Origin of the sequence: Pseudomonas sp. FP453, from assembly GCF_030687495.1 — a bacterium.
GTDB lineage: Bacteria > Pseudomonadota > Gammaproteobacteria > Pseudomonadales > Pseudomonadaceae > Aquipseudomonas.
On sequence record NZ_CP117435.1, the window covers coordinates 772,760 to 795,508 of the forward strand.

Genomic DNA, 22,749 nt, shown 5'->3' on the forward strand with positions numbered 1-22,749 from the left:
CTGACACACCGCTATCGCAGGCAAGCCAGCTCCCACAGAAGTCTCCCTATACACACATCATCAGAGTTGGTAACTAAAACTCAGCGTATACCGCGGTCGCCGGTCAAAGCTGTCCAGCGCGACGTCCGACAGCGGCTTGGCCGCCTCCAGCGCAATGTTGTAGTACTGGCTGTCGCCAAAGCGCAGGCCCACGGCGGCGGATGACAGGTCGTTGCCCCTGATCGGCAGTACGTTGAACCAGGTCTTGGCGCGGTCGAACACCACGTACGGTTGCAGGATGCGCACCCAGTCGCCGGCACGGTTGTAGCTGTAGTTGATCTCGTACGCCAGGCCCCAGCCCTTGTCGCCCGAGCCCTGGTCGTCGGGGTAGCCGCGGGCGAAATTCTGCCCGCCGAAGGTGGCGCGTTCGCTGTCGGGCAGGGTGTCGTCACTCCAGTAGAACGCCGCGGACAGCACGCCCTGGAAGTTGCTGCCGAACAGCTTGTTGCTTTGCACGCCGGACAGGCGCAGGCGGAAGAAATCCAGGTCGGGTTTTACCCCGTCGAAGTCGCTGCGGGTCTTGGCGCCCAGGCCATTGATGCCTTGGTACAGGCCGGCGCTGAGGATGCGCAACTGGTCGGTGTCGGCCTTGCGCCAGTCGCCTTCGAAGGCCAGGGCGCGCAGATTGGTTTCCAGGTCAAAACGGTTGGGGAAACCCACCAATTGATAGCGGGTTTTCTGATCGACGCCATAAATGCGCGTGCCGAGGCTCAACGACTCGGTTGGCGAGGCAATCACCGGGTGGCTTACACCGATGGAAAAGCGGTCGATGGCCTGGTGCGGCTTGAGCTGGAAACCACCGTCCAGTTGCACGTTGGTGCCCGGTTCGGCGCGGTAGTGTTCGCCTGACAGTGCAAGCTGGGTGCCCTCGGCGTTGACGAACTGGCTGTAGGCGGCGCGGTAGTAGTGTTCCTTGTCGTTGCCCGGCGGCGCCAGGGCGCTGACGGTCAACTGTTCACCCATCGACGTCTGCGAGTTGCTGGTGGCGCTGACCAACGCTTGCAGGCCGCCACGGCTGGCCTGGTTAAGGCTCATGCTGGTGGTGAAGGGCTTGCGGCTGGCGGTGATCTGCATGTGGGTGCCGCCATCGGTGGTGCGCGGTGGCGGCACTTGCGCCTGCAAGGTCACGCCGGGAATCGCGCCCATCAGCGTGGTGTAGCGCTCGAAGGTCTTGCGGGTGAGTGGGCGTTCGGCCTTGAGTTTTTCGGCGAGTTTGTCCACGTAGGACGACACCGAGCCGATATCGCCTTGCAGCTGGTAATCGCGCACATAGCCTTCCACCAGCACTACATGGACCAGGCCACCGTCGAAGCTTTGTTCCGGCAGGAAGGCGTAGGACAGCAGGTAGCCGTCCGTTTGGTAGCGCTTGGTGATGCTGCGGGTGGCCTCGATCAGCTGGGCGATGTTGGTTTCATGGCCAATCAGCGGTTCGAAAGCCAGCGCCAGTTCCTTGAGCGGGTAGACCGTGCCGCCGTCGATCTGCAGTTTGCTGATGGTCACCTTGGTGTCCATCAGCAGCGGCTGGGCTTCGCTGGCCGCAGGCGTTGGCAACTGGGTTTGCGGGGTGTTTGGCCGGTAGGCGTCGGCGGGCAGGTTGGGCACGGGCAGGTTGCGGATGGTGTCGTTGCTATTGAGGAAGCTGGGTAGGGTTTCGGCGTGGGCGTAAGCACTGAGGGACAGCAACAACAGCGGCGTCAAAGCGCGCATAGGACACTCCATGGTCAAAACTGCAGCAGCGTTTTGCAGATGCCCGCCGGGCTCTGGGGGCGCGGTTCGGGTGGCTTTCATTGGCGCATAAAAAAGACGAGAGACTTATTGGGTCTCTCGTCTCAACCAAGCGTAGGCGCTGTAGGGGAGGCCGTCTAATCGGCCAGGTGCAATTCTATTTTTTGCCGGTCAGGCCACCGAGCAAACCGCCCAAGCCGCCGCTGGTGCTGGCCCCGGCACTGGCGCCGGCAGATGCGCTGCCGCCCAGGCTCAGGCCGCCGCCGAGCAAACCACCACCGCTACCGCTGGTACCCCCGGTGACCAGGCCGCCCACCGAGGTCACGGTATTGCCGACCGCGCTGACGGTGCCGCCCAAGGCGTTGGTGACCGGGTTGGCATTGGTGCCGGTGATTTTGCCGCCGAGGCCGCTGACGGCGCCGCCGACGTTGGTCACCAGGCCATTGACCGGAGCCCCCAGGCCAGTGCTGTTGCCGACGTTTTGGGTGAGGCTGGTGACGCCACTGGTGACGGGGTTGAGCGCGCTGCCCAGGCTGGTGGTGAGTGCCGCGACCGGAGCACCTGCGGCGGTGTTCGGTACGCCATTGCCACCCAGCAGAGTGCCCAGGGATGCAACCGTGCCGCCAACACTGCCACCGGTGACGCCCGCCGCGCTGACCACGCCATTGGTGTTGCCTGCATTCAGGCCGTTGCCAGCGCCGGCGATCACGCCGCCGATAAGTTCCGGCAGGCCGAGGTTGCCCGTGCCAATGCCGCCGCCGGAACCGCCGCCGGTGCCAGTGGTTGGGTTGACATAGCCGCCGGCGCTGCCGACCACGGTGCCCACGCCGCTCAGTACGCCACCCACGGCGCCCGTCACAGGGTTGCCGGTGCCGCCAGTGCCGGTGACTTTATCGCCTAGGCCGTCCACGGTACTGCCGACTTTATTCAGCAGGCCGCCAACCGGACCGCCGAGGCCCGTTGCGGTGCCCACTTGGCCGGTGGTTTTTTCTACGAGGGAAACCACTGGCACCAGCACTTTGGCCCCCACGGTATTGGTGACCGAGCCCAATGGGCCGGTGGTGCTGGCGGTGCTCAGGGTGTCGCCGAGCATGGTTACGACGTTGCCGACTTTATCTACTACACCGCCGACCACGGGGGCTGCGCCACTCACCACCGGCACTTGGCCGAGCAAGGTGGCAACGTTGCCGCCGGTGGTGCTCACGCCATCACCGAGGTCGGAGACGGCGTTGCCCACACCTGCAACGGTGGTGCCCAACGCATTGCTGTTGGTGCCGAGGGTGCCAAGCCCGCCTGACAGGCCAGTGCCGAGGCTGCCGACCGCGTTGCCGGTCGCGGTGACCAGGCCGCCCGTGGTAGCGCCGACAATCGGCAAGCTGCCCAGGGTGGTGCCGAGGCTGCCGACCGCGGTGCCTACGCCCGTTACGGTGTCGCCTACGGTGTCCACGACCGTCGCGGTGACCAGTGGGGTAGTGGTGCCGCCACCGGTGCCACCGCCCGTACCGCCGCCAGTGCCACCACCGGTGCCGCCACCCGTGCCACCGCCGGTACCGCCACCCGTGCCGCCGCCAGTGCCACCACCGGTTCCGCCGCCAGTACCGCCACCGGTACCACCGCCCGTGCCGCCGGTGCCGGCCGTTGTATCGTCGGTGGAGGACGAACCACCACTGTGATGCCCGCCACCACCGCTGCTGCAGCCGCCGAGCGTCAATGCTACTGCCAGGGCCAGCGCGGTACTTGCTTTCCAAAACACTACTTGAGTTTTCATGATTGAGTTCCCTGCACCTGTACAACCTTAGTTGTCTTCAAACACTCGCCACTTCTGTGGAGGGCGATGCGTTTGTCCGTAGGGCTATAACAGTCCAGGGGGCTCTTTCTGACAATGCTCAACTTGGTATTAACGATTTATATACGGTCGTAAAGTCTCTGCTTAGGGACTAATACCAAGGATATAAAAGGAGGATGTATCAAGATGTATATGTGTTTTTAATCAATGGCTTGAATGAAATAGCGGACCTTATAAGGTCCGCTATAACTTAGGGTGTATATATACAATTAAGCAGTTTGTTTCAGGCGATCGGCTGCCATTTGCCTACCATATGTTCAATATCGCCCGCGCCGCTCAAGCGTAACTCACCCGCTGAGCCGGCAGCGCTGGCAAACAACGTCACTTCACTGGGCAGGCGCACGGGTTTCCTGAACTCGACGCTGATCTCGACATTGGCGGCGGGCAAGTGTTCGCCCAAGGCGGCGAGGGTGTACGCCTTGTTCCACAGCCCGTGGGCGATGGCCTGGGGAAACCCGAACAGCTTGGCGGTCAGGGCGCTGAGGTGGATCGGGTTGTAGTCGCCGCTGACCCGCGCATAACGGCGGCCGATATCGGCGGGGGCTTGCCAGCGCGTCAGCTCGCTGATGTGGGTGGGGCTCGGTTGCGCCGCGTCCGTGGTGTCGCCGTCGAGCTTTACGCCGCGGCAGAGCATGCGGCTTTCGGCTTCCCACAGCAGGCCGAGGGCATCACTGACGGTGGTCACCAGCTGGAAGGTCGCGCCCTTGGGGTGCGGCTTGAGGTCTTGTGCGTGGACGCTGAGGGTCAACGCGCTGACGCCGCCCAAGGGCCGGTGGATACGGATGGTATTGCTCAGGTGAATCAGCCCCAGCAGCGGGAAGGGGAAGCGGTTGTCGGTGAGCAACTGCATCTGCAAGCCGAACGCGAGGACATGGGGATAAGTCGCCGGCAGCATCGGGCTGTCGGCAAACCCGCAGACCTTGCGGTATTTGGCGACAGCGCTGGGGTTGACGGTCACCCGGCAGCGCAGCCCGCGCTCGGGCAACGTGCTGCCGGTGATCTTGCGTTTGAGTGCCGCGCGCCAGTACAGCGGCGGCAGCGACGGTGTGCTGTCCAATGTTTGCCAGTCCATGCCTACGCTCCCAAGAGACTTTGCCCACACACCCGCAGCGCTTGCCCGCTGACGGCACCGCTGCCCGGCTGGCCGAGCCAGGCCACGGCTTCGGCCACGTCTTGCGGCAGGCCACCCTGGCCGAGCGAGCTCATGCGTCGCCCGGCTTCACGCAAGGCAAAGGGGATATGCGCGGTCATCTGGGTTTCGATAAACCCCGGCGCCACGGCGTTGATACTGATGCCCCGCCCTTTGAGCCGCGGCGCCCAGGCTTGTGCGAGGCCGATCAAGCCGGCCTTGCTCGCGGCGTAGTTGGTTTGCCCGCGATTGCCGGCGATACCGCTGATGGACGCCAGCAGCACCACGCGGGCGTTGTCGTGCAGGGTGCCGCTGTCGATCAATGCTTTGGTCAACACTTGCGGGGCATTAAGGTTCACCGCCAGCACCGCGTCCCAGTATTCCGGGGTCATGTTGGCCAGGGTTTTGTCGCGGGTGATACCGGCATTGTGCACGAGGATGTCGAGGCCATCGGGCAGGTGGTCGATCAACTGCTGGGCGGCGTCGGCGGCGCAGATGTCCAGCGCTACGCTGCGTGCACCCAGGCGAGCGGCGAGGGCTTCGAGGTCGGCCTTGGCCTGGGGCACGTCGAGCAGGATTACATCCGCGCCGTCACGGGCGAGGGTTTCGGCGATGGATGCGCCGATGCCACGGGCGGCGCCGGTGACCAGTGCCTTGCGCCCGGCGAGGGGGCGGGTCCAGTCCTCGACTTGCGTCGCGCACGCCTCCAGGCGAATCACCTGCCCGGAGATGTAGGCACTTTTGGGCGAGAGGAAGAAGCGCAGCGCGCCCTCCAACTGGTCCTCGGCAGCGGCGCCGACGTAGAGCAATTGCAGGACGCCGCCATGGCGCAGCTCCTTGGCCAGGGAGCGGCTGAACCCTTCGAGGGCACGTTGGGCGCTGGCGGCGAAGGGGTCGTCGAGGCTTTCCGGCGCACGGCCGAGGATCACCAGGTGTGCGCTGTGATCGAGGTTTTTCAGCAGCGGCTGGAAGAATTCGCGCAGTTGTTTGAGCTGGTCGGTGTGTTGCAAGTCGCTGGCGTCGAACACCACCGCCTTGAGCTTGGGGCCATGGCCGGGAATCCAGGTCGACGCCTCGGCGCCGTAGGTGTAGATAGCGTCGGTGAGCTTGTGGGCAAATGCCTGCACCTTTCCCGCCAGCGCGCCGCCGCCCAGCAGCAGCGCCCCTTCCACCGGGCGCAGGCGTCCGGCTTGCCAGCGTTCCAGGCGTACCGGTGACGGCAGGCCAAGGGCGGCGACCAGGCGATGGCCGAGGCTTGAGTTGGCGAAGTCGATATAACGGTCAGACATGGAACGCTCTCCGAAAGCTGGGGTTCAAAGGGTTGACCACCCCGGGACGGTAGTCGTTCGATCAGCCTAGGCTAGGCTGAATGATTCCACCCACAACCTTCAGGGAGCTTTCCATGACTCAATTGCGCCGCGTAGCGATCATTGGCGGTAACCGCATTCCCTTCGCCCGCTCCAATGGCCCGTACGCCACGGCGAGCAACCAGGCGATGCTGACGGCGGCGCTGGAAGGCCTGATCGAGCGCTACAACCTGCACGGCCTGCGCCTCGGCGAAGTGGCAGCGGGCGCGGTGCTCAAGCATTCCCGTGACTTCAACCTGACCCGCGAATGCGTGCTCGGCTCGCGCCTGTCGCCGCAAACCCCGGCCTATGACATCCAGCAAGCGTGCGGCACAGGGCTGGAAGCCGCGTTGCTGGTGGCCAACAAGATCGCCCTCGGCCAGATCGAATGCGGGATTGCCGGCGGTGTGGACACCACGTCCGACGCGCCGATCGGTGTAAATGAAGGGCTGCGCAAGATTCTGCTGCAAGCCAACCGCAGCAAATCCATGGCCGACAAGCTGAAAGTCCTGCTGCAACTGCGCCCTCATCACCTCAAGCCGGAACTGCCGCGCAATGGCGAGCCACGTACAGGGTTGTCCATGGGCCAACACTGCGAACTGATGGCGCAGACCTGGCAGATTCCCCGCGCCGAGCAGGATCAGTTGGCCCTGGACAGCCATCAGAAAATGGCGGCGGCTTACGCGGAAGGTTGGCACAACGATTTGCTCACGCCGTTCCTCGGCCTGACCCGCGACAACAACCTGCGCCCCGACCTGACCCTGGAGAAACTCGCCGCGCTCAAGCCGGCATTCGAGCGCAGCGAAAAGGGCACGCTCACGGCGGGTAACTCCACGCCGCTCACCGATGGTGCGTCGTTGGTGCTGCTGGGCAGCGAGGCCTGGGCGAAAGAACGCGGCTTGCCGATCCTCGCGTATCTGCGTGATGGTGAAGCGGCGGCGGTGGATTTCGTCAACGGTGCCGAAGGCCTGCTGATGGCCCCGGTGTATGCGGTACCGCGCTTGTTGGCGAGGAATGGTCTGACGCTGCAAGACTTCGATTACTACGAGATCCACGAAGCCTTCGCGGCCCAGGTGTTGTGTACGCTCAAGGCGTGGGAGGATGCGGACTACTGCAAGACGCGCCTGGGGCTGGATGCACCACTGGGGAGCATCGACCGCAGCCGGTTGAATGTGAAGGGCAGCTCGCTGGCGGCCGGCCATCCGTTTGCGGCCACAGGCGGGCGCATCGTCGCCAACCTGGCCAAGTTGCTGGATGCGGCAGGCAAGGGGCGCGGGCTGATTTCCATCTGCGCGGCGGGCGGGCAGGGCGTCACGGCGATCATTGAACGGTGAAACTGGCCCATTGAATGCATTCTTGAGTGATCAACGGTCGGTAGCCCCTCCCACCGGCGAGCCGATTGCCGTATAACGAGTGCCATACGCGTATTTGGTAATAAAGGACCCACAATAAAAGCTGATGAAGACTCCTAAACGCATTGAACCCCTGATCGAAGACGGTCTGGTCGACGAAGTGCTGCGCCCACTCATGAGTGGTAAAGAAGCAGCTGTTTATGTGGTGCGCTGCGGCAACGAATTGCGTTGCGCCAAGGTTTACAAGGAGGCGAACAAACGAAGTTTTCGTCAAGCGTCCGAATACCAGGAGGGCCGCAAGGTCCGTAACAGTCGTCAGGCCCGGGCCATGGCCAAGGGTTCCAAGTTCGGCAAGAAAGAAACCGAAGACGCCTGGCAGAATGCTGAAGTGGCGGCGTTGTTCCGCCTGGCCGGTGCGGGCGTTCGCGTGCCCCAGCCGTTCGACTTCCTCGAAGGCGTGCTGTTGATGGAACTGGTGGCCGACGAGTACGGCGATGCGGCGCCGCGCCTGAACGACGTGGTGCTGGAGCCGGACCAGGCGCGTGAATACCACGCCTTCCTGATCTCGCAGATCGTGCTGATGCTGTGTACCGGCCTGGTGCACGGTGACCTGTCCGAATTCAACGTACTGCTCACGCCGACCGGCCCGGTGATCATCGACCTGCCCCAGGCGGTGGATGCGGCGGGCAACAACCACGCGTTCAGCATGCTGGAGCGGGATGTGGGCAACATGGCGTCGTACTTCGGGCGCTTTGCCCCGGAGTTGAAGAAGACCAAGTACGCCAAGGAAATGTGGGCGTTGTACGAAGCCGGCACCTTGCACCCGGCCAGCGTCTTGACTGGCGAGTTCGATGAGCCGGAAGAGCTGGCGGATGTCGGCGGCGTGATCCGCGAGATTGAAGCGGCGCGGTTGGATGAAGAGCGTCGGCAGGCGATTCGGGCGGCGGATGATGCGCCGCAGAGCAAAGTGCCGGACGAGCCACCGCCGCCACCTTGGATGCAGTAACCCCCTGTGGGAGCTGGCTTGTCGGGTCGCCGCATCGCTGCGATGCAGACACCTCGGTACATCAGTTGCACCGAGGTGATGCTATCGCAGGCAAGCCAGCTCCCACAGAGACCTGCTCCCACCCTTGTTTTGTGTACTTCCTTTCAGGTGCAGCAACTGCCCGAAGCCAACTCCTTGAGAATCGGACAATCCGGCCGATGATCGCCCTGGCAGTGCTCCACCAGGTCCTGCAACGTATCGCGCAACTGCCCCAACTCCAGAATCTTCTGATTCAACTCATCGATATGCTGGCGCGCCAATGCCTTCACATCGGCGCTGGCCCGTTGCCGGTCCTGCCACAGGGTCAGCAGCTTGCCGACCTCGTCCAATGAAAACCCCAAATCCCGCGAGCGTTTGATAAACGCCAGGGTGTGCAGGTCGTCGGCGCCGTACACACGGTAGCCGCTGTCGGTGCGGTGGGCGGCTTTGAGCAGGCCGATGGATTCGTAGTAGCGAATCATCTTCGCGCTGAGCCCGCTCTGGCGTGCGGCTTGGCCGATGTTCATGGGCGTTGATCCTCCAGATCCTTGGGTTTCCAGGTTTTCAGCAGCAGGGCATTGCTCACCACGCTGACACTCGACAGCGCCATCGCCGCGCCGGCCAGCACCGGGTTGAGCAGGCCGAACGCGGCCAGGGGAATGCCGATCAAGTTATACACAAAGGCCCAGAACAAATTCTGGCGGATTTTTGCGTAGGTCTTGCGGCTGATCTCCAGCGCCGCCGGCACCAGGCGTGGGTCGCCGCGCATCAGGGTGATGCCGGCCGCGTGCATGGCCACGTCGGTGCCGCCGCCCATGGCAATGCCGATGTCGGCGGCGGCGAGGGCCGGGGCGTCGTTGATGCCGTCGCCGACCATGGCCACCACGCCGGTTTTTTTCAACTCGGCGACGGTGGCGGCTTTGTCGGCGGGCAGCACTTCGGCGTGCACGTCGTCGATGCCCAGCGCCTCGGCCACCACACGCGCGCTGCCGCGGTTGTCGCCGGTGAGCAGGTGGCTACTGATGTGCTGCGCCTTGAGCAGGTTCACCGCTTCCAACGCGCCGGGCTTGAGCGTGTCGCCAAAGGCAAACAGCCCGAGCACGCGGGGTTGCGCGCCTTGCTCGATCAGCCAGGACAAGGTGCGGCCTTCGGCCTCCCAGGCCTTGGCGGCGTCGGCCAGGTCGCCGGCGTTCAAGCCGCTTTCTTCGAGCAGGCGGCGATTGCCCAGGGCCAGCTGTTGGCCGTCCAGGGTGCCGGCGATGCCGCGTCCGGTCAGGGACTGGCTGGCAGTCACGTCCGCCACTGGCAGACCTTGTTCATTGCACGCATCCAGCACGGCCTTGGCCAGCGGGTGTTCGCTGCCGCGTTGCATCGCGCCGGCCTGTTGCAGTAGCAGGGCTTCGTTGCCATCGACGGCGGCGAGATGGGCGATTTTCGGCGCGCCGGAGGTGAGCGTGCCGGTCTTGTCGAAGACCACCGCGCTGACTTCATGGGCGCGTTCCAGGGCTTCGGCGTCCTTGATCAAGATGCCATGACGCGCGGCCACGCCGGTGCCGGCCATGATCGCAGTGGGTGTGGCCAGGCCGAGGGCGCACGGGCAGGCAATCACCAGCACGGCCACCGCATTGATGATCGCGGTTTCCAGCGACGCGCCGTACAGCCACCAGCCCACCAGCGTGACCAGGGCCAGCACCAGCACGGCGGGCACGAACACTTGGCTGACTTTATCCACCAGTTTCTGGATCGGTGCCTTGGCGGCCTGGGCGTCTTCCACCAGGCGGATGATCCGCGCCAGCACGCTTTCGGCACCGAGGGCGGTGGTGCGTACCAGCAGGCGGCCTTCGCCGTTTATCGCGCCGCCGGTGACCTTGTCCCCCGGCTGCTTGGGCACCGGCAGGCTTTCGCCACTGATCAGCGCTTCGTCGGCGTGGCTCTGGCCTTCGACCACTTCACCGTCCACCGGGAAGCGTTCGCCGGGTTTGACCAGCACCAGGTCATCGAGGGTCAGGGCGCTGATGGCGACGTCTTCTTCTTGGCCAGCATTCACCCGAATCGCGCGTTCCGGGCGCAAGGCTTCCAGGGCGCGGATGGCGCTGGCGGTCTGGCGTTTGGCGCGGCTTTCGAGGTATTTGCCCAGCAACACCAGGGCAATCACCACCGCCGAGGCTTCGAAGTACAGGTGCGGCGCCATGCCGGGGTGGGCGGTGAGCCATTCATAGATGCTCAGGCCATAACCGGCGCTGGTGCCGATGGCCACCAGCAGGTCCATGTTGCCGGCGCCGGCGCGTACGGCTTTCCAGGCAGCTATATAGAAGCGCGCACCAAAGATGAATTGCACCGGGGTGGCCAGGGCGAACTGCACCCAGGCGGGCAGCATCCAGTGCAGGCCGAAGGGTTCCACCAGCATTGGCAGCACCAGCGGCAGCGCCAAGGCAATCGCAAACACCAGCGACCAGCGCTCGCGGTGCAGGCGCTGGGCCTGATCGACCTCGGTGGCGGTTTCGCTTTGCGGCAGGCTGGCGGTGTAGCCGGCTTTGTCGACGGCGGCGATCAATACGCTGGGGTCCATCTGGCCCGCGACTTCGACGTGGGCGCGTTCGTTGGCCAGGTTGACGCTGACGCTTTGCACCCCCGGCACCTTGCCCAGCGCGCGCTCGACGCGGCCGGCACAGCTGGCACAGGTCATGCCGCTGATGGGCAGGTCAAAGGTGGTCGATCCATTCATGGGGCAGTCCTCCAGGAGAAGTTGCCCCTAGGATCAACCTTGACCTGTGGGGAAGGTCAAGCGCCGATCAGTATTCCAGTGCGGCGGGCTTGAGGTACATGCCGTCCGGGCCTTGGGCAATGCGCAACTTGCGCACGTCGCCGACCTTGAGGGTGATGTTCTGCGCCGGTGGTGCGAGCAGGCCTGGCAGGCAGCCTGGCGCCTGGCCCGGCAGCAGCTTGAGGCGCAGCGACAGGTTGCCCGCCGGCAAGTTGAACGAGGTGGCTTGTTCCTGGAACAACCGCCCGGCCAGTTGATCATTGAGGTACAGGCCGATCTCGCAGTTGGTCGGCACTTCCAGGCGTTCCCGGGAAATGATCAACACCGCGTAGTCTTCTGCGGCACTGGCCATCGGTGCGGCGGCAGACAAGCTCATCAGGCCGGCAAGGGCAAAAAACGACCAGCGCATGGCGAATGCTCCGTGGTTCAAATCAAAGATGGCTCAAGCTTGGCCGACCGCGCGAGCGAATACCAGCCCGGCCGATGTTTTAGGCGCTTGACCTTGCCATGATGGCAAGGTCGAGACTGCGTCCACCCTCAATCAAGGAGTCATGTCATGCAAGTATTCAGCGTTGAAGGAATGACCTGCGGCCATTGCGTCAAGTCGGTCACCCAGGCGGTGCAGAGCCAGGACCCGGCGGCCAGTGTGAAGGTCGATCTGGCGGCCAAGGAAGTCGGCGTGGAGAGTCGTTTGTCGGCCGAGCAAATCATCAGTGCAATCACCGAAGAAGGCTACAGCGCCAAGCTCGCCTGATTTTTCAATAGTTAGCGAGCTATCGTAATGTTCAAGGCACCCAAGCGCGGCTAGACTGTCGGGCTGCCGACTCACTTGGGTGCCTTCATGAACCTGCGCATTATCCTGATCCTGGGCGCCTTGAGCGCCTTCGCGCCGTTGGCGATCGATTTTTACCTGCCGGGCTTCCCCGCCATGGCGATCGCTTTTGGCACCGACGAGAAACATGTCCAGCAAACCCTGGCGGTGTATTTCATCGGCCTGGCCATTGGCCAATTGATCTACGGCCCGCTGGCCGACCGCTTTGGCCGGCGTGTGCCGCTGCTCAGTGGCGTCACGTTGTTTACCTTGGCGTCCTTCGCCTGCGCCTATGCGCCGTCCCTGGATTGGTTGATCGCCGCGCGTTTCGTCCAGGCCCTGGGCGGTTGTGCGGGCATGGTGATTTCCCGCGCGGTGGTCAGCGACAAATGTGATGCGGTGGGTTCGGCCAAAGTGTTTTCCCAACTGATGCTGGTCACCGGGCTGGCGCCGATCCTCGCGCCGCTGGCGGGTGGGGTGATGGTTGGGGTGTGGGGCTGGCAGTCGATCTTCCTCGCGTTGACGCTGTTCAGCGTGATGGCGGCGGTGGCCGTTGCCGTCGGGTTGCCGGAAACCTTCCCGGCCCATCAGCCGCGCCAGCCATTGTCCGGCTCGTTGCGCCGCTACCTGTCGTTGCTGTCGGACCGCGTCTACCTCGGTTACGCACTCACCGGCGGTATTGCGATTGGCGGGATGTTTGCCTACATCGCCGGTTCACCGTTCGTCTTTATCAAACTGTATGGCGTGCCCGCCGAGCATTACGGCTGGGTCTTTGGCTCCAATGCGGCCGGTTTTATCCTGATCGCGCAGGTCAACGCGCGGTTGCTGGCCAAGCGCGGCCCGGCGTTTCTGCTGTCGCGCAGCGTGTGGGTGTACCTGGCGGCGGCCCTGTCGTTGCTGGCAATCAGTGCCTTGCACACCGATGCGTTGTGGCCACTGCTGGTGCCGCTGTTTATCTGCATCGCAAGCCTGGGCTGCATTCTGCCCAACACCTCGGCCTGCGCCATGAGCGGGCAAGGGGCGCGGGCGGGCAGTGCGTCGGCCTTGCTTGGTTGCATTCAGTTTGGTGTGGCGGCGGGCGCGGCGTCGTTGGTCGGCCTGTTGCACGATGGCACGGCGATGCCGATGGCCATGGTCATCAGCTTGTGCGGTGTATTGGCGGTGACGGTGGCCGTCTCGACCCAGCGCCTGCAACGGGCTCGGGCCGCGCAAGCGCAGGTCTGAGGCGCGGGTCAGCCAGCGGCGGAACGTTGCTGGCTGTGCGGGATGGGGTGGGGCGCCTGGATTCGGGCTTGCAGGGTCTCGGCAAAGGCGCGGGCCTCGGCCTCACTGTGGAAGGTAATGGCCTTCTGGTCGAGGCGCACTTCCCACTGGGATTTTGCTAACGCTTTTATCAGGATCTTCATTGCTGACTTCCTCACGTAAAAGAATCGTGGCAAAGGCGGCCAATATAAACCCGAATACCCGCGCAAATATGACAAAGGTCAACTCTCGGACTAATGGTCTCGTCCATTACTGACAGCAGTAACGGACGACACCTACAGTCCTTTGTCAGAACCCTTCCAATACGATCTTGCCCTTGGCCTTGCCGCTCTCCAGCAGCGCGTGGGCGCGGCGCAGGTTGGCCGCATTGATCACACCGAAGTGCTCGCCGACGGTGGTTTCCAGGGTGCCGGCGTCGATCAGCTCGGCCACGCGGTTGAGCAGATGGTGCTGCTCGATCATGTCCGGGGTCTCGAACATCGAGCGGGTGTACATGAACTCCCAGTGCAGCGACAGGCTCTTGCGCTTGAGCTTGCTGACGTCCAGCGCCTTGGGATCGTCGATCAGCGCCAGCTTGCCTTGGGGCTGCAGGGCTTCGACCAATTGGTCCAGGTGCTGGTCGGTCTGGGTCAGGCTGGCGACGTGGGTCACGTGGGCGACACCGGCGCGTTTCAGTTCTTCGCTGAGCGGCTGGCTGTGGTCAATCACCAGGTCGGCCCCCAGTGCCTTGGCCCAGGCCTGGGTTTCCGGGCGCGAAGCGGTGCCGATGACATGCAGCGCCGTGAGCTGGCTGGCCAGTTGGGTCAGGATCGAACCCACGCCCCCGGCTGCGCCGACGATCAGCAGGCTCTGGCCCAGGTCCTCTTTGCCTTCACGCACTTGCAGGCGTTCGAAGAGCAGTTCCCAGGCGGTGATGGCGGTCAGCGGCAGTGCCGCGGCGTCGGCGAACCCCAGGCTTTTTGGCATATGGCCGACGATGCGCTCATCCACCGTGTGCAACTCGCTGTTGCCGCCCGGGCGTATCAGGGAGCCGGCGTAGAACACCTTGTCGCCGGCCTTGAACAGCGTGACGTCACTGCCCACGGCCTTGACCACACCGGCCACGTCCCACCCCAGCACCTTGGCGGCACCGTTTTCCGGGGCGACGTTCTGGCGCACCTTGGTGTCCACTGGGTTGACCGAGATGGCTTTGACTTCCACCAGCAGGTCACGCGGGCCAGCGACGGGCTCGGGCAGTTCGATGTCTTGCAGGGCCAGGGGATCGTTGATCGGCAGTGAGGCGTAGTAGGCGATGGCTTTCATGGGAAGCTCCGGGAATGGGATGGGCAGATGATTGGCTATTTCCCGGCGAGATAAAAGCGGCTAAAACAGAGGTCTGTTTCAATAGAATTTTGATAATCGGCGGGGATCATGCTGCGTTTTGATGATTTGCAGTTGTTTGTACGCGCGGCGGACCTGGGCAGCCTGTCGGCGGCGGCGCGGGTCATGGACCTGTCACCGGCGGTCGCCAGCGCCGCGTTGAAGCGTATCGAGCAACAACTCGGCGCGCGCTTGCTGGCCCGCTCCACCCGCAGCCTGCGCCTGACCGCCGAAGGCGAGGGTTTTTTGGAATATGCCCGCGCCGCCTTGGGCTCTCTGGACGAGGGGCGGCGGCTATTGGCCAGTGGCCAGGATCATGTCAGCGGCGTGCTGCAACTGTCGGCGCCGTCGGACTTCGGCCGCAACCATCTGCTGGCGTGGCTGGATGAATTCCAGCGTGAGCACCCGCAACTGACCGTGCGCCTGTTGCTGGGCGACCGCATTGCCGACCTGTTTCGCCAGCCGGTGGACATCGCCCTGCGCTACGGCGAGCCCGAAGACTCCAGCCTGATTGCGCTGCCGATAGCGCCGCAGAATGTGCGCGTGCTGTGCGCCTCGCCCAGCTACCTCGCGCAGTACGGTGAACCCCGGCACCTGGAGCAACTGGCCCAGCACAATTGCCTGCTGTATATGCTCGGCAGTCGCGTGCATGACCATTGGAGCTTTCACGACGGCAAGCGTGATATCAGCCTGACGGTGAGCGGCGATCGTTTCAGTGACGATGCCGACGTGGTGCGGCGCTGGGCGGTGGCGGGCGTGGGCATTGCCTACAAGTCCTGGCTGGATGTGAGCACAGACGTGTTGGCCGGCCGCCTGCGGGTGATCTTGCCAGAGCTGCGTGGCGAGCGAACGCCGCTGAATCTGCTCTGTGCCCACCGCGCCCAACTGAGCAAACCCGTCAACCTGCTGCGCGAAATGCTCGTGGCGCGTTGTGCGACGTTGACCGCGCAATGGCCGGAGCGCTTGACCGCTGTGCGATAGCCTCCAACAAGCAAGGACGTTTCACTCAAATCCTGTCCCTATCCGCGCTGTAAGACGGCGCGGAACCGGCTGCCTGCGCCCCTATACTTTGGCGCGCAGCACAGCAAAAAAATGGTTTAACAGGGAGTGAACACATGGAAGCAGCACCTTGCATCAGTCATATCGCCGGCTTGCTTGCGGAGCCCAAGCGCACCGCGATGCTCTGGGCGTTGATGGACGGCTCGGCGAAGTCCTCGGAGGAACTGGCGGCGCTGGCGGGGTTGTCGCTGGCGTCGGCCACTGCGCACCTGACGAGGCTGACCGGTGGCGGCCTGTTGCGGATCGAGAGCCGCCGTGGCCAGCGCTTGTTCCGCGTGGCGGCCCCCGATGTCAGCGCCGCCATTGATGCGTTGGCCAGCACCACCATGGCCAGCGCCGCGCGCTGTTGCCCTGATGATGCTTCACCCGCGGCATTGATCGCCCCTTTGATGTTGCGCCAGGCGCGGCTGTGCCATGGCCACCTTGGCGGCGAGCTGGCGGCTGGGTTGTATCAGCGGATGTTGGCCGCAGGCTGGATTGAGCGCCATGAACAACGCACCGATGTCACGCCCAAGGGCGCGCAGCACTTGGCGGGGCTGGGCATTTATACCCAGGCGCTGGCATCGCCGGTGGTGTGCGACTGTTTCGATTGGAGCCAGCAGCTGCCGCATCTGGGCGGGACGTTGGGCGCGGGGTTGCTGCAATTGTTTCTGCAGTCGAACTGGGTCAGCCTGATCAAGGAGTCGCAGGCGTTGCAGGTCAACGACAGCGGGGCTGCAGAAATCAACCGGTTGGCCGCATCCGAACACCCTTGGCCACGGGGGCGTCGTTCAGAGTTTCAATCAGGTCGCATCCAGCAATAACCCTGCAAAACCATGCCGCACACTCACCGCGGGGACTTTTCACACAGGGGGTGCGGCATGGGTATGCAAGGCTATAGCGCAGCGGAACGGCTGGAACGGTTGCCCATCAGCGGCTACCACCGGGTTATTTTCATCATCATCGCCCTGGCGTTTTTCTTCGACTCCATGGATCTGGCGATGATGACCTTCCTTTTAGGCTCGATCAAAGCCGAGTTCGGCCTGAGCACGGCCCAGGCCGGGCTGCTGGCCAGTTCGAGTTTTTTCGGCATGGTGGTGGGGGCGTCGCTGTCCGGGATGCTCGCCGATCGCTTCGGGCGCAAGCCGGTGTTCCAGTGGAGCATCGTGCTGTGGGGCATCGCCAGTTACCTGTGCTCCACGGCGCAGACGGTGGAGATGCTGACACTGTTTCGCATCCTGCTGGGCATCGGCATGGGCATGGAGTTTCCCATCGCGCAATCGATGCTCTCGGAGTTGATTCCGGCCAAGCGGCGTGGGCGTTACATCGCCTTGATGGACGGTTTCTGGCCGCTGGGCTTTGTGGCGGCGGGGGTGCTGTCGTACTTCCTGCTGCCGGTGATTGGCTGGCGCGACATCTTCCTGGTATTGGCGGTGCCGGCGGTGTTCGTGCTGGCGATCCGCTTCTTTATCCCGGAATCCCCGCGCTGGCTGGAACAGGCGGGCCGGCATGATGCGGCGGACAAGGTGCTGCTGGGCATCGAGCAGAAAGTGCGCGACTCCCTAGGTAGCGCGCAACTGCCGGAGCCGATCCGCCTGCCACGGGTAGAGAGCACGCCGGGCACGTTCTTCTCGGCGTTTCAGCAGTTGTGGTCGGCGCAGTACCGCCAGCGCACGATGATGATCTGGAGCGTGTGGTTCTTTGCCTTGCTCGGTTTCTACGGGCTGACGTCGTGGTTGAGTGCGCTGTTGCAGCAGTCGGGTTTTGCGGTGACCCAGTCCGTGTATTACACGGTGATCATTTCCCTGGGCGGGATCCCTGGCTTCCTGATGGCGGCCTGGCTGGTGGAACGCTGGGGACGTAAACCGGTGTGCGTGGTGACGCTGCTGGGTGGCGGGGTGATGGCGTTTCTGTATGGGCAAAGCGCGGTGTTTGGCGGCAATGTGGGCTTGCTGATCACGTCGGGCCTGTTGATGCAGTTCTTTTTGTTTGGCATGTGGGCGGTGTTGTACACCTACACGCCCGAGCTGTACCCCACGTCGGCGCGGGCGACCGGGTCCGGGTTTGCCTCGGCGATTGGCCGGGTGGGTTCATTGCTGGGGCCGCTGGTGACCGGGTTGGTGTTTCCGATGACGGGGCAGGGCGGGGTGTTTGCCTTGGGCGCGCTGTGTTTTGCGGTGGCGGCGCTGGTGGTGTGGGTGTTTGGGATGGAGACGAAGGGCAAGACCCTGGAAGAGTTGAGCGAAATCTAACCAGCAATACAAACCCCATGTGGGAGCGGGCTTGTGTGGGAGCTGGCTTGCCTGCGATAGCATCACCTCGGTGTCACTGATATACCGAGGTGCCTGCATCGCAGGCAAGCCAGCTCCCACAGTTTTATCCGCGTTTAGTCAGTTACGGCTTGACCAGTCGCGCATCCAGGCTGTTCTGCGCCAGGCGTTTGGCCTGGTCCTGGGTCATGCCCAGCGAAGTGTGCAGCGCGTGGAAGTTCTCGGTGACATAACCGCCGAAGTACGCCGGGTCATCCGAGTTCACGGTGACCTTCACGCCACGCTCAAGCATGTCGAGGATGTTGTGCTGGGCCATGTCGTCGAACACACACAGCTTGGTGTTGGACAGCGGGCACACGGTCAACGGGATCTGCTCGTCGATGATGCGCTGCATCAGGCGCTCGTCTTCGATGGCGCGCACGCCGTGGTCGATACGCTGGATTTTCAGCAGGTCGAGGGCTTCCCAGATGTACTCGGGCGGGCCTTCTTCGCCGGCGTGGGCGACGGTGAGGAAGCCTTCGTGGCGGGCACGGTCGAACACGCGCTGAAACTTGCTTGGCGGGTGACCCATTTCCGAGCTGTCCAGGCCCACGGCCACGAACGCGTCACGGAACGGCAGGGCCATGTCGAGGGTTTTCTCGGCTTCGGCTTCGCTCAGGTGGCGCAGGAAGCTGAGGATCAGACCGCTGGTGATACCCAGTTGCTGTTCGCCATCCTTGAGTGCGGCGGCGATGCCGTTGAGCACCACTTCGAACGGGATGCCACGGTCGGTGTGGGTTTGCGGGTCGAAGAACGGTTCGGTGTGGATCACGTTCTGCTCTTTGCAGCGCAGCAGGTAGGCCCAGGTCAGGTCGTAGAAATCCTGGGAGGTGCGCAGCACATCGGCGCCCTTGTAATACAGGTCGAGAAACTCTTGCAGGTTGTTGAAGGCGTAGGCCTTGCGCAGGGTTTCGACGTCGTTCCACGGCAGCGCAATCTTGTTGCGCTCGGCCAGGGCAAACAGCAGCTCAGGCTCCAGCGAACCCTCCAGGTGCAGGTGCAGTTCAGCCTTGGGCAGGGCGTTGAGCCAATCGTACATTTTCTAAATTCTCATCAGGTGCAATGGCGGCATTCTACAGGCCATGGCTGAAATAATTGGCAAAACCTGACCAGCAGGATCGTTTTTGTTGCATTCGCGCAAGGGCCGCGTGAACTAAGGTGTAACGAAACGTTAGCAGCGTGCCGTAGTCTGTACCCCATCAATGACTGATTTGCTGTTTGATAAGGCCCGCAATGTTCACATCCCTCAAGCAAGAAAAATTCATGCTGCTGGCGCTGCTTGCCGCCATCGCCGCCTATCCGCTGGAACACTGGATGCTCAACAGTGGCCAAGGCGTGGCGCTGCTCGGCGGGGTGGTGCTGATCGCGTTTATCGTGATCGCCTCGATGCGCGTGGCGCACCACGCCGAACAGCTCGCGGAAAAGGTCGGCGACCCCTACGGCACCATGATCCTGACCCTCGCCGCCGTGCTGGTGGAAGTGGTGATCCTGGCGATCATGATGAGTAACGAGCCGTCGCCGACCCTGGTGCGCGACACGATTTATTCCGCCGTGATGCTCGATATCAACGGCATCCTCGGCTTGGCCGCGCTGATGGGCGGCATCAAGCATGGCGAACAGTCCTACAACGACGATTCAGCGCGCAGCTACAGCGTGATGATCCTCACTGCCATGGGCGTGTCGATGGTGGTACCGGAATTTATCCCCGAGGCCGACTGGAAAATTTACTCGGCGTTCACCATTGGCGCGATGGTGGTGCTCTACACCCTGTTCCTGCGCATGCAGGTGGGACCGCACAGTTATTTCTTCAGTTACAACTACCCGGAGAAACGCGGCAAGAAACCGTCGGAAGAAGCGCCGTCGATCAACCTGGCGTTTTCCATTGGCACCTTGGTGTTTGGCGTGATTGTGATTGGCGCGCTGGCCGAAGTGATGTCCAAGACCCTGGACCTGGGCCTGGAAGGCACGGGCGCGCCGCCGGTGATCACGGCGATTGTGGTGGCGGCGATTTCGGCGGCGCCGGAGATCTTGACGGCGTTGCGCGCGGCCTTGGCCAACCGCATGCAGTCGGTGGTGAACATTGCGTTGGGTGCGTCTTTGTCGACGGTGATCCTGACGGTGCCGGTGATGGAGGCGATGGCGCTCTACACCGGGCAGCCGTTCCAGATGGCGATGACGCCGGTGCAGACGGTGATGGTGTTTATTACGTTGATTGTCAGTGCGATCAACCTCAATGATGGTGAGACCAATGCGATTGAGGGGATGACGCATTTTGTGTTGTTTGCGACGTTTATCATGTTGTCGCTGTTGGGCTTATAGCCGCCGCAAATCCCTTGTGGGAGCGGGCTTGCCCGCGATAGCGGTGGTCCAGTCACTTAAGTGTTGACTGTTGGACCGCTATCGCAGGCAAGCCAGCTCCCACATTTGGATCGGCGTCTGGATCAGGTTCCGGCGATGAGCTGGCGGGCGGCTTGGGTGTGATCGGCGATCAAGCCTTTCAGGTCCAGGCCTTCGACCTGACCATCAATCACCCGCCATTTACCCGCCACCATCACCCGATCCGCCCGGTCGGCACCGCACAACAGCAGCGCCGAAATCGGGTCATGGCTGCCGGAGAAGCGCAGCTCATCGAGTTTGAACAACGCCAGGTCGGCCTGCTTGCCTACGGCCAATTCACCGATATCCGTACGTCCCAGCAACTGCGCCGAACCTTTGGTCGCCCAGCCCAGCACGCCTTCCGGGGTGATCTTTTCCGCACCGTAACGCAGGCGCTGGATGTACAGGGCCTGGCGCGCTTCGAGGATCATGTTGGACGCATCGTTGGAGGCCGAGCCGTCCACGCCCAGGCCGATCGGTGCGCCGGCGGCGAGCAGGTCGAGGGTCGGGCAGATGCCGGACGCCAGGCGCATGTTCGAGCTTGGGCAATGGCAGATGCCGGTGCCGGCCGCGCCGAGGCGTTCGATTTCGTCCGGGTTGAAGTGAATGCCGTGGGCCAGCCAGGTGCGTGGGCCGAGCCAGCCGACGCTGTCGAGGTAGTCCACGGTGCGTAGGCCAAAACGTTGCAGGCAGAAGTCTTCTTCGTCGAGGGTTTCTGCCAGGTGGGTGTGTAGGCGCACGTCGAGGCTGTCAGCCAATTCGGCGCTGGCGCGCATGATTTCCGGGGTGACGGAAAACGGCGAGCACGGCGCCAGGGCGATCTGGATTTGCGCGCCGTCGTCGCGCTGGTGGTACTCGCGGATCAGGCGCTGGCTGTCGTCGAGGATCACTTGGCCTTGTTGCACGGTTTGTTGCGGCGGCAGGCCGCCATCGGCTTCGCCCAAACTCATGGAGCCGCGGGTGAGCATGGCGCGCATACCCAGTTCGCGCACGCTTTGCACTTGCACGTCGATGGCGTTTTCCAGGCCGTCGGGGAACAGGTAGTGGTGGTCGGCCGCCGTGGTGCAGCCCGACAGCAGCAGTTCGGCCAGCGCCACCTTGGTCGCGAGGGCGAGTTTTTCCGGGGTGAGCCGGGCCCAGATCGGGTACAGGGTTTTCAGCCACGGGAACAATGGCTGGTTGACCACCGGCGCCCAGGCGCGGGTCAGGGTTTGATAGAAGTGGTGGTGGGTGTTGATCAGGCCCGGCAGGATCACATGTTCGCGGGCATCGAAGGTTTGTGCGCAGGGCTGGGCGGGTGTTTGGCCCAGGGCCAGCACTTCGCTGATCACACCGTCTTGCAGCACCAGGCCGCCACGGGCGTCGAGGCCATTGGCAGTGAAAATCGCGAGGGGTTTTTTTAACCAGATACGGGTCGCAGGCATTGGCCGGCTCCTCTGAATGATGGGTTCAGGTTTGCCAGCTCAGTGTTGCCCTGTCTGCTGATCCAGGGTCGCCGGTGAAGGCGAGGGGCTAGATTACGTGTAGTTCGTAGGCTCGTCCATCTGTAGGAAGTGGGTTCAAACAATGTGGGAGGGGGCTTGCCCCCGATAGCGGTATGCCAGTCAACATATTCGTTACTGATACATCGCCATCGGGGGCAAGCCCCCTCCCACATTTTGGTTACCAGGCGATGGTGTCGCCTTTGTAGTCGATGAAGTGATGGCCGCCTTTCCCGGTGTAGGCATTTACCTGATCCACCAGCCCACGCACGCTGGTGTCGACGTCGATGTGGGCGTTTTCCCCACCCATGTCGGTCTTCACCCAGCCCGGGTGCAGCGACAGCACGGTGAGTTTTTGCCCGCCTAGTTGGGTGACGAAGCTGTTGGTCATGGAGTTGAGTGCAGCCTTGCTGGCCTTGTACAGCGCCAGGTCGGAGCCGTCGGGGATGGTCACGCTGCCCAGCACCGAGCTCATGAAGGCCAGCACGCCGCTGTCCTTGCGGATCTGCCCGACAAAGCGTTGGGCCAGGTTGATCGGCGCCACGGCATTGGTGAAGAACAGTTGGCCGACTTCCGCCAGGGTGGCGTGGCCTGGCTCCTGGTTCGCGGGGCCTTTGACGCCGGCGTTGACGAACAGCAGGTCAAAGGTGCGGTCCTTGAGGCGCTGGCTCAGGGCGATCACGGCTTGCTGATCGTCCATGTCGAGTTTCTCGATCTGCACCGGGCCTACGGCTTTGAGGGCGTCGGCTTTGCTCGGGTCACGCACGGTGGCGGTCACGTCCCAGCCGTCCTGGAGCAGTTGCTTGACCAGGCCAAGGCCCAGCCCGCGCGAGGCGCCGATGATCAGTGCGGTTTTTGGCGTAGACATGAAAAGCTTCCTTTGGAGT

Annotated in this window: 20 protein-coding genes; 8 read left to right on the forward strand and 12 right to left on the reverse strand. The window is 63.3% G+C overall.

The genetic code is table 11. From position 1 onward, the window contains the following. Nucleotides 1-60: 60 nt before the first annotated feature. The 4 genes from PSH87_RS03360 to PSH87_RS03375 form a co-directional block, all read right to left on the reverse strand. Nucleotides 61-1,746: a ShlB/FhaC/HecB family hemolysin secretion/activation protein gene (locus PSH87_RS03360; RefSeq protein WP_305432542.1), complete on the reverse strand. Its 1,686-nt coding sequence runs from the start codon at nucleotides 1,744-1,746 to the stop codon at nucleotides 61-63. A 175-nt stretch (nucleotides 1,747-1,921) separates the two neighbouring features. Beyond that, a complete protein-coding gene (locus PSH87_RS03365) occupies nucleotides 1,922-3,532 on the reverse strand; it encodes a collagen-like triple helix repeat-containing protein (protein WP_305432545.1) in 1,611 nt (536 codons plus the stop codon). A gap of 301 nt (nucleotides 3,533-3,833) precedes the next feature. Beyond that, nucleotides 3,834-4,682 carry a MaoC/PaaZ C-terminal domain-containing protein gene (locus PSH87_RS03370; protein WP_305432547.1) on the reverse strand — a complete coding sequence of 283 codons (849 nt, stop codon included), beginning with the start codon at nucleotides 4,680-4,682 and terminating at the stop codon, nucleotides 3,834-3,836. A gap of 2 nt (nucleotides 4,683-4,684) precedes the next feature. After that, nucleotides 4,685-6,028, reverse strand: coding sequence for a 3-oxoacyl-ACP reductase (locus PSH87_RS03375; protein WP_305432549.1), 1,344 nt, complete (start codon nucleotides 6,026-6,028; stop codon nucleotides 4,685-4,687). A gap of 113 nt (nucleotides 6,029-6,141) precedes the next feature. Here PSH87_RS03375 and PSH87_RS03380 point away from each other — a divergent pair, with 113 nt between their 5' ends. Together PSH87_RS03380 and PSH87_RS03385 are read left to right on the forward strand one after the other, a co-directional pair. Then, nucleotides 6,142-7,419: an acetyl-CoA C-acetyltransferase gene (locus tag PSH87_RS03380; protein WP_017735278.1), complete on the forward strand. Its 1,278-nt coding sequence runs from the start codon at nucleotides 6,142-6,144 to the stop codon at nucleotides 7,417-7,419. Between the two features lie 124 nt (nucleotides 7,420-7,543). Next, entirely contained in the window at nucleotides 7,544-8,443 is a 900-nt protein-coding gene (locus PSH87_RS03385) for a PA4780 family RIO1-like protein kinase (protein WP_017735277.1), read from the forward strand. 143 nt (nucleotides 8,444-8,586) lie between these two features. On the opposite strand, the gene cueR is transcribed toward PSH87_RS03385, so the two are convergent. The 3 genes from cueR to PSH87_RS03400 all read right to left on the reverse strand — a co-directional run bounded on the left by cueR (nucleotide 8,587) and on the right by PSH87_RS03400 (nucleotide 11,634). Beyond that, nucleotides 8,587-8,988: a Cu(I)-responsive transcriptional regulator gene (gene cueR / locus PSH87_RS03390; protein ID WP_305432552.1), complete on the reverse strand. Its 402-nt coding sequence runs from the start codon at nucleotides 8,986-8,988 to the stop codon at nucleotides 8,587-8,589. After that, nucleotides 8,985-11,186, reverse strand: a complete 2,202-nt coding sequence (locus PSH87_RS03395) for a cation-translocating P-type ATPase (RefSeq protein WP_305432553.1) — start codon at nucleotides 11,184-11,186, stop codon at nucleotides 8,985-8,987. The genes cueR and PSH87_RS03395 overlap by 4 nt, the downstream gene beginning before the upstream one ends. 67 nt (nucleotides 11,187-11,253) lie before the next feature. After that, complete coding sequence (locus tag PSH87_RS03400) at nucleotides 11,254-11,634, reverse strand: hypothetical protein (protein WP_017735274.1); 381 nt, start codon at nucleotides 11,632-11,634, stop codon at nucleotides 11,254-11,256. A gap of 147 nt (nucleotides 11,635-11,781) precedes the next feature. On the opposite strand from PSH87_RS03400, the gene PSH87_RS03405 reads away from it, so the two are divergent. Further along, nucleotides 11,782-11,979, forward strand: a complete 198-nt coding sequence (locus tag PSH87_RS03405) for a heavy-metal-associated domain-containing protein (RefSeq protein WP_017735273.1) — start codon at nucleotides 11,782-11,784, stop codon at nucleotides 11,977-11,979. Between the two features lie 87 nt (nucleotides 11,980-12,066). After that, the gene (locus PSH87_RS03410) at nucleotides 12,067-13,260 is read left to right on the forward strand and encodes a multidrug effflux MFS transporter (protein ID WP_017735272.1); all 1,194 of its coding nucleotides are present in this window, start codon (nucleotides 12,067-12,069) and stop codon (nucleotides 13,258-13,260) included. Nucleotides 13,261-13,268: 8 nt separating this feature from the next. Here PSH87_RS03410 and PSH87_RS03415 read toward each other — a convergent pair whose 3' ends face one another. Then, complete coding sequence (locus PSH87_RS03415) at nucleotides 13,269-13,442, reverse strand: hypothetical protein (protein ID WP_017735271.1); 174 nt, start codon at nucleotides 13,440-13,442, stop codon at nucleotides 13,269-13,271. A gap of 145 nt (nucleotides 13,443-13,587) precedes the next feature. Then, nucleotides 13,588-14,601: a zinc-binding alcohol dehydrogenase family protein gene (locus PSH87_RS03420; RefSeq protein WP_305432557.1), complete on the reverse strand. Its 1,014-nt coding sequence runs from the start codon at nucleotides 14,599-14,601 to the stop codon at nucleotides 13,588-13,590. 108 nt (nucleotides 14,602-14,709) lie between these two features. Between PSH87_RS03420 and PSH87_RS03425 the strand changes: the two genes are divergently transcribed. The 3 genes from PSH87_RS03425 (at nucleotide 14,710) to PSH87_RS03435 (ending at nucleotide 17,948) form a co-directional block, all read left to right on the forward strand. Continuing rightward, entirely contained in the window at nucleotides 14,710-15,639 is a 930-nt protein-coding gene (locus tag PSH87_RS03425) for a LysR family transcriptional regulator (protein ID WP_305432558.1), read from the forward strand. Nucleotides 15,640-15,773: 134 nt separating this feature from the next. Further along, entirely contained in the window at nucleotides 15,774-16,520 is a 747-nt protein-coding gene (locus tag PSH87_RS03430; RefSeq protein WP_305432559.1) for a helix-turn-helix domain-containing protein, read from the forward strand. 57 nt (nucleotides 16,521-16,577) lie between these two features. Continuing rightward, entirely contained in the window at nucleotides 16,578-17,948 is a 1,371-nt protein-coding gene (locus tag PSH87_RS03435; RefSeq protein ID WP_305432560.1) for an MFS transporter, read from the forward strand. Nucleotides 17,949-18,090: 142 nt separating this feature from the next. On the opposite strand, the gene PSH87_RS03440 is transcribed toward PSH87_RS03435, so the two are convergent. Beyond that, on the reverse strand, nucleotides 18,091-19,044 hold the full coding sequence (locus PSH87_RS03440; protein WP_017735266.1) for an adenosine deaminase: 954 nt from the start codon (nucleotides 19,042-19,044) through the stop codon (nucleotides 18,091-18,093). 194 nt (nucleotides 19,045-19,238) lie between these two features. On the opposite strand from PSH87_RS03440, the gene PSH87_RS03445 reads away from it, so the two are divergent. Further along, nucleotides 19,239-20,324, forward strand: a complete 1,086-nt coding sequence (locus tag PSH87_RS03445) for a calcium:proton antiporter (RefSeq protein WP_017735265.1) — start codon at nucleotides 19,239-19,241, stop codon at nucleotides 20,322-20,324. A 122-nt stretch (nucleotides 20,325-20,446) separates the two neighbouring features. On the opposite strand, the gene PSH87_RS03450 is transcribed toward PSH87_RS03445, so the two are convergent. Further along, the gene (locus PSH87_RS03450) at nucleotides 20,447-21,805 is read right to left on the reverse strand and encodes an 8-oxoguanine deaminase (RefSeq protein ID WP_305432561.1); all 1,359 of its coding nucleotides are present in this window, start codon (nucleotides 21,803-21,805) and stop codon (nucleotides 20,447-20,449) included. 238 nt (nucleotides 21,806-22,043) lie between these two features. Next, nucleotides 22,044-22,730 (reverse strand): SDR family oxidoreductase, encoded by a 687-nt coding sequence (locus tag PSH87_RS03455; protein ID WP_017735263.1) that lies wholly within the window; start codon nucleotides 22,728-22,730, stop codon nucleotides 22,044-22,046. Nucleotides 22,731-22,749 lie beyond the last annotated feature (19 nt).

What these genes read in the sequence shown, in the direction of transcription:
- PSH87_RS03360 (WP_305432542.1), bottom strand. Translation starts at nt 1,746, where the DNA reads ATGCGCGCTTTGACGCCGCTGTTGTTGCTGTCCCTCAGTGCTTACGCC.
- PSH87_RS03365 (WP_305432545.1), bottom strand. Translation starts at nt 3,532, where the DNA reads ATGAAAACTCAAGTAGTGTTTTGGAAAGCAAGTACCGCGCTGGCCCTG.
- PSH87_RS03370 (WP_305432547.1), bottom strand. Translation starts at nt 4,682, where the DNA reads ATGGACTGGCAAACATTGGACAGCACACCGTCGCTGCCGCCGCTGTAC.
- PSH87_RS03375 (WP_305432549.1), bottom strand. Translation starts at nt 6,028, where the DNA reads ATGTCTGACCGTTATATCGACTTCGCCAACTCAAGCCTCGGCCATCGC.
- PSH87_RS03380 (WP_017735278.1), top strand. Translation starts at nt 6,142, where the DNA reads ATGACTCAATTGCGCCGCGTAGCGATCATTGGCGGTAACCGCATTCCC.
- PSH87_RS03385 (WP_017735277.1), top strand. Translation starts at nt 7,544, where the DNA reads ATGAAGACTCCTAAACGCATTGAACCCCTGATCGAAGACGGTCTGGTC.
- cueR (WP_305432552.1), bottom strand. Translation starts at nt 8,988, where the DNA reads ATGAACATCGGCCAAGCCGCACGCCAGAGCGGGCTCAGCGCGAAGATG.
- PSH87_RS03395 (WP_305432553.1), bottom strand. Translation starts at nt 11,186, where the DNA reads ATGAATGGATCGACCACCTTTGACCTGCCCATCAGCGGCATGACCTGT.
- PSH87_RS03400 (WP_017735274.1), bottom strand. Translation starts at nt 11,634, where the DNA reads ATGCGCTGGTCGTTTTTTGCCCTTGCCGGCCTGATGAGCTTGTCTGCC.
- PSH87_RS03405 (WP_017735273.1), top strand. Translation starts at nt 11,782, where the DNA reads ATGCAAGTATTCAGCGTTGAAGGAATGACCTGCGGCCATTGCGTCAAG.
- PSH87_RS03410 (WP_017735272.1), top strand. Translation starts at nt 12,067, where the DNA reads ATGAACCTGCGCATTATCCTGATCCTGGGCGCCTTGAGCGCCTTCGCG.
- PSH87_RS03415 (WP_017735271.1), bottom strand. Translation starts at nt 13,442, where the DNA reads ATGAAGATCCTGATAAAAGCGTTAGCAAAATCCCAGTGGGAAGTGCGC.
- PSH87_RS03420 (WP_305432557.1), bottom strand. Translation starts at nt 14,601, where the DNA reads ATGAAAGCCATCGCCTACTACGCCTCACTGCCGATCAACGATCCCCTG.
- PSH87_RS03425 (WP_305432558.1), top strand. Translation starts at nt 14,710, where the DNA reads ATGCTGCGTTTTGATGATTTGCAGTTGTTTGTACGCGCGGCGGACCTG.
- PSH87_RS03430 (WP_305432559.1), top strand. Translation starts at nt 15,774, where the DNA reads ATGGAAGCAGCACCTTGCATCAGTCATATCGCCGGCTTGCTTGCGGAG.
- PSH87_RS03435 (WP_305432560.1), top strand. Translation starts at nt 16,578, where the DNA reads ATGGGTATGCAAGGCTATAGCGCAGCGGAACGGCTGGAACGGTTGCCC.
- PSH87_RS03440 (WP_017735266.1), bottom strand. Translation starts at nt 19,044, where the DNA reads ATGTACGATTGGCTCAACGCCCTGCCCAAGGCTGAACTGCACCTGCAC.
- PSH87_RS03445 (WP_017735265.1), top strand. Translation starts at nt 19,239, where the DNA reads ATGTTCACATCCCTCAAGCAAGAAAAATTCATGCTGCTGGCGCTGCTT.
- PSH87_RS03450 (WP_305432561.1), bottom strand. Translation starts at nt 21,805, where the DNA reads ATGCCTGCGACCCGTATCTGGTTAAAAAAACCCCTCGCGATTTTCACT.
- PSH87_RS03455 (WP_017735263.1), bottom strand. Translation starts at nt 22,730, where the DNA reads ATGTCTACGCCAAAAACCGCACTGATCATCGGCGCCTCGCGCGGGCTG.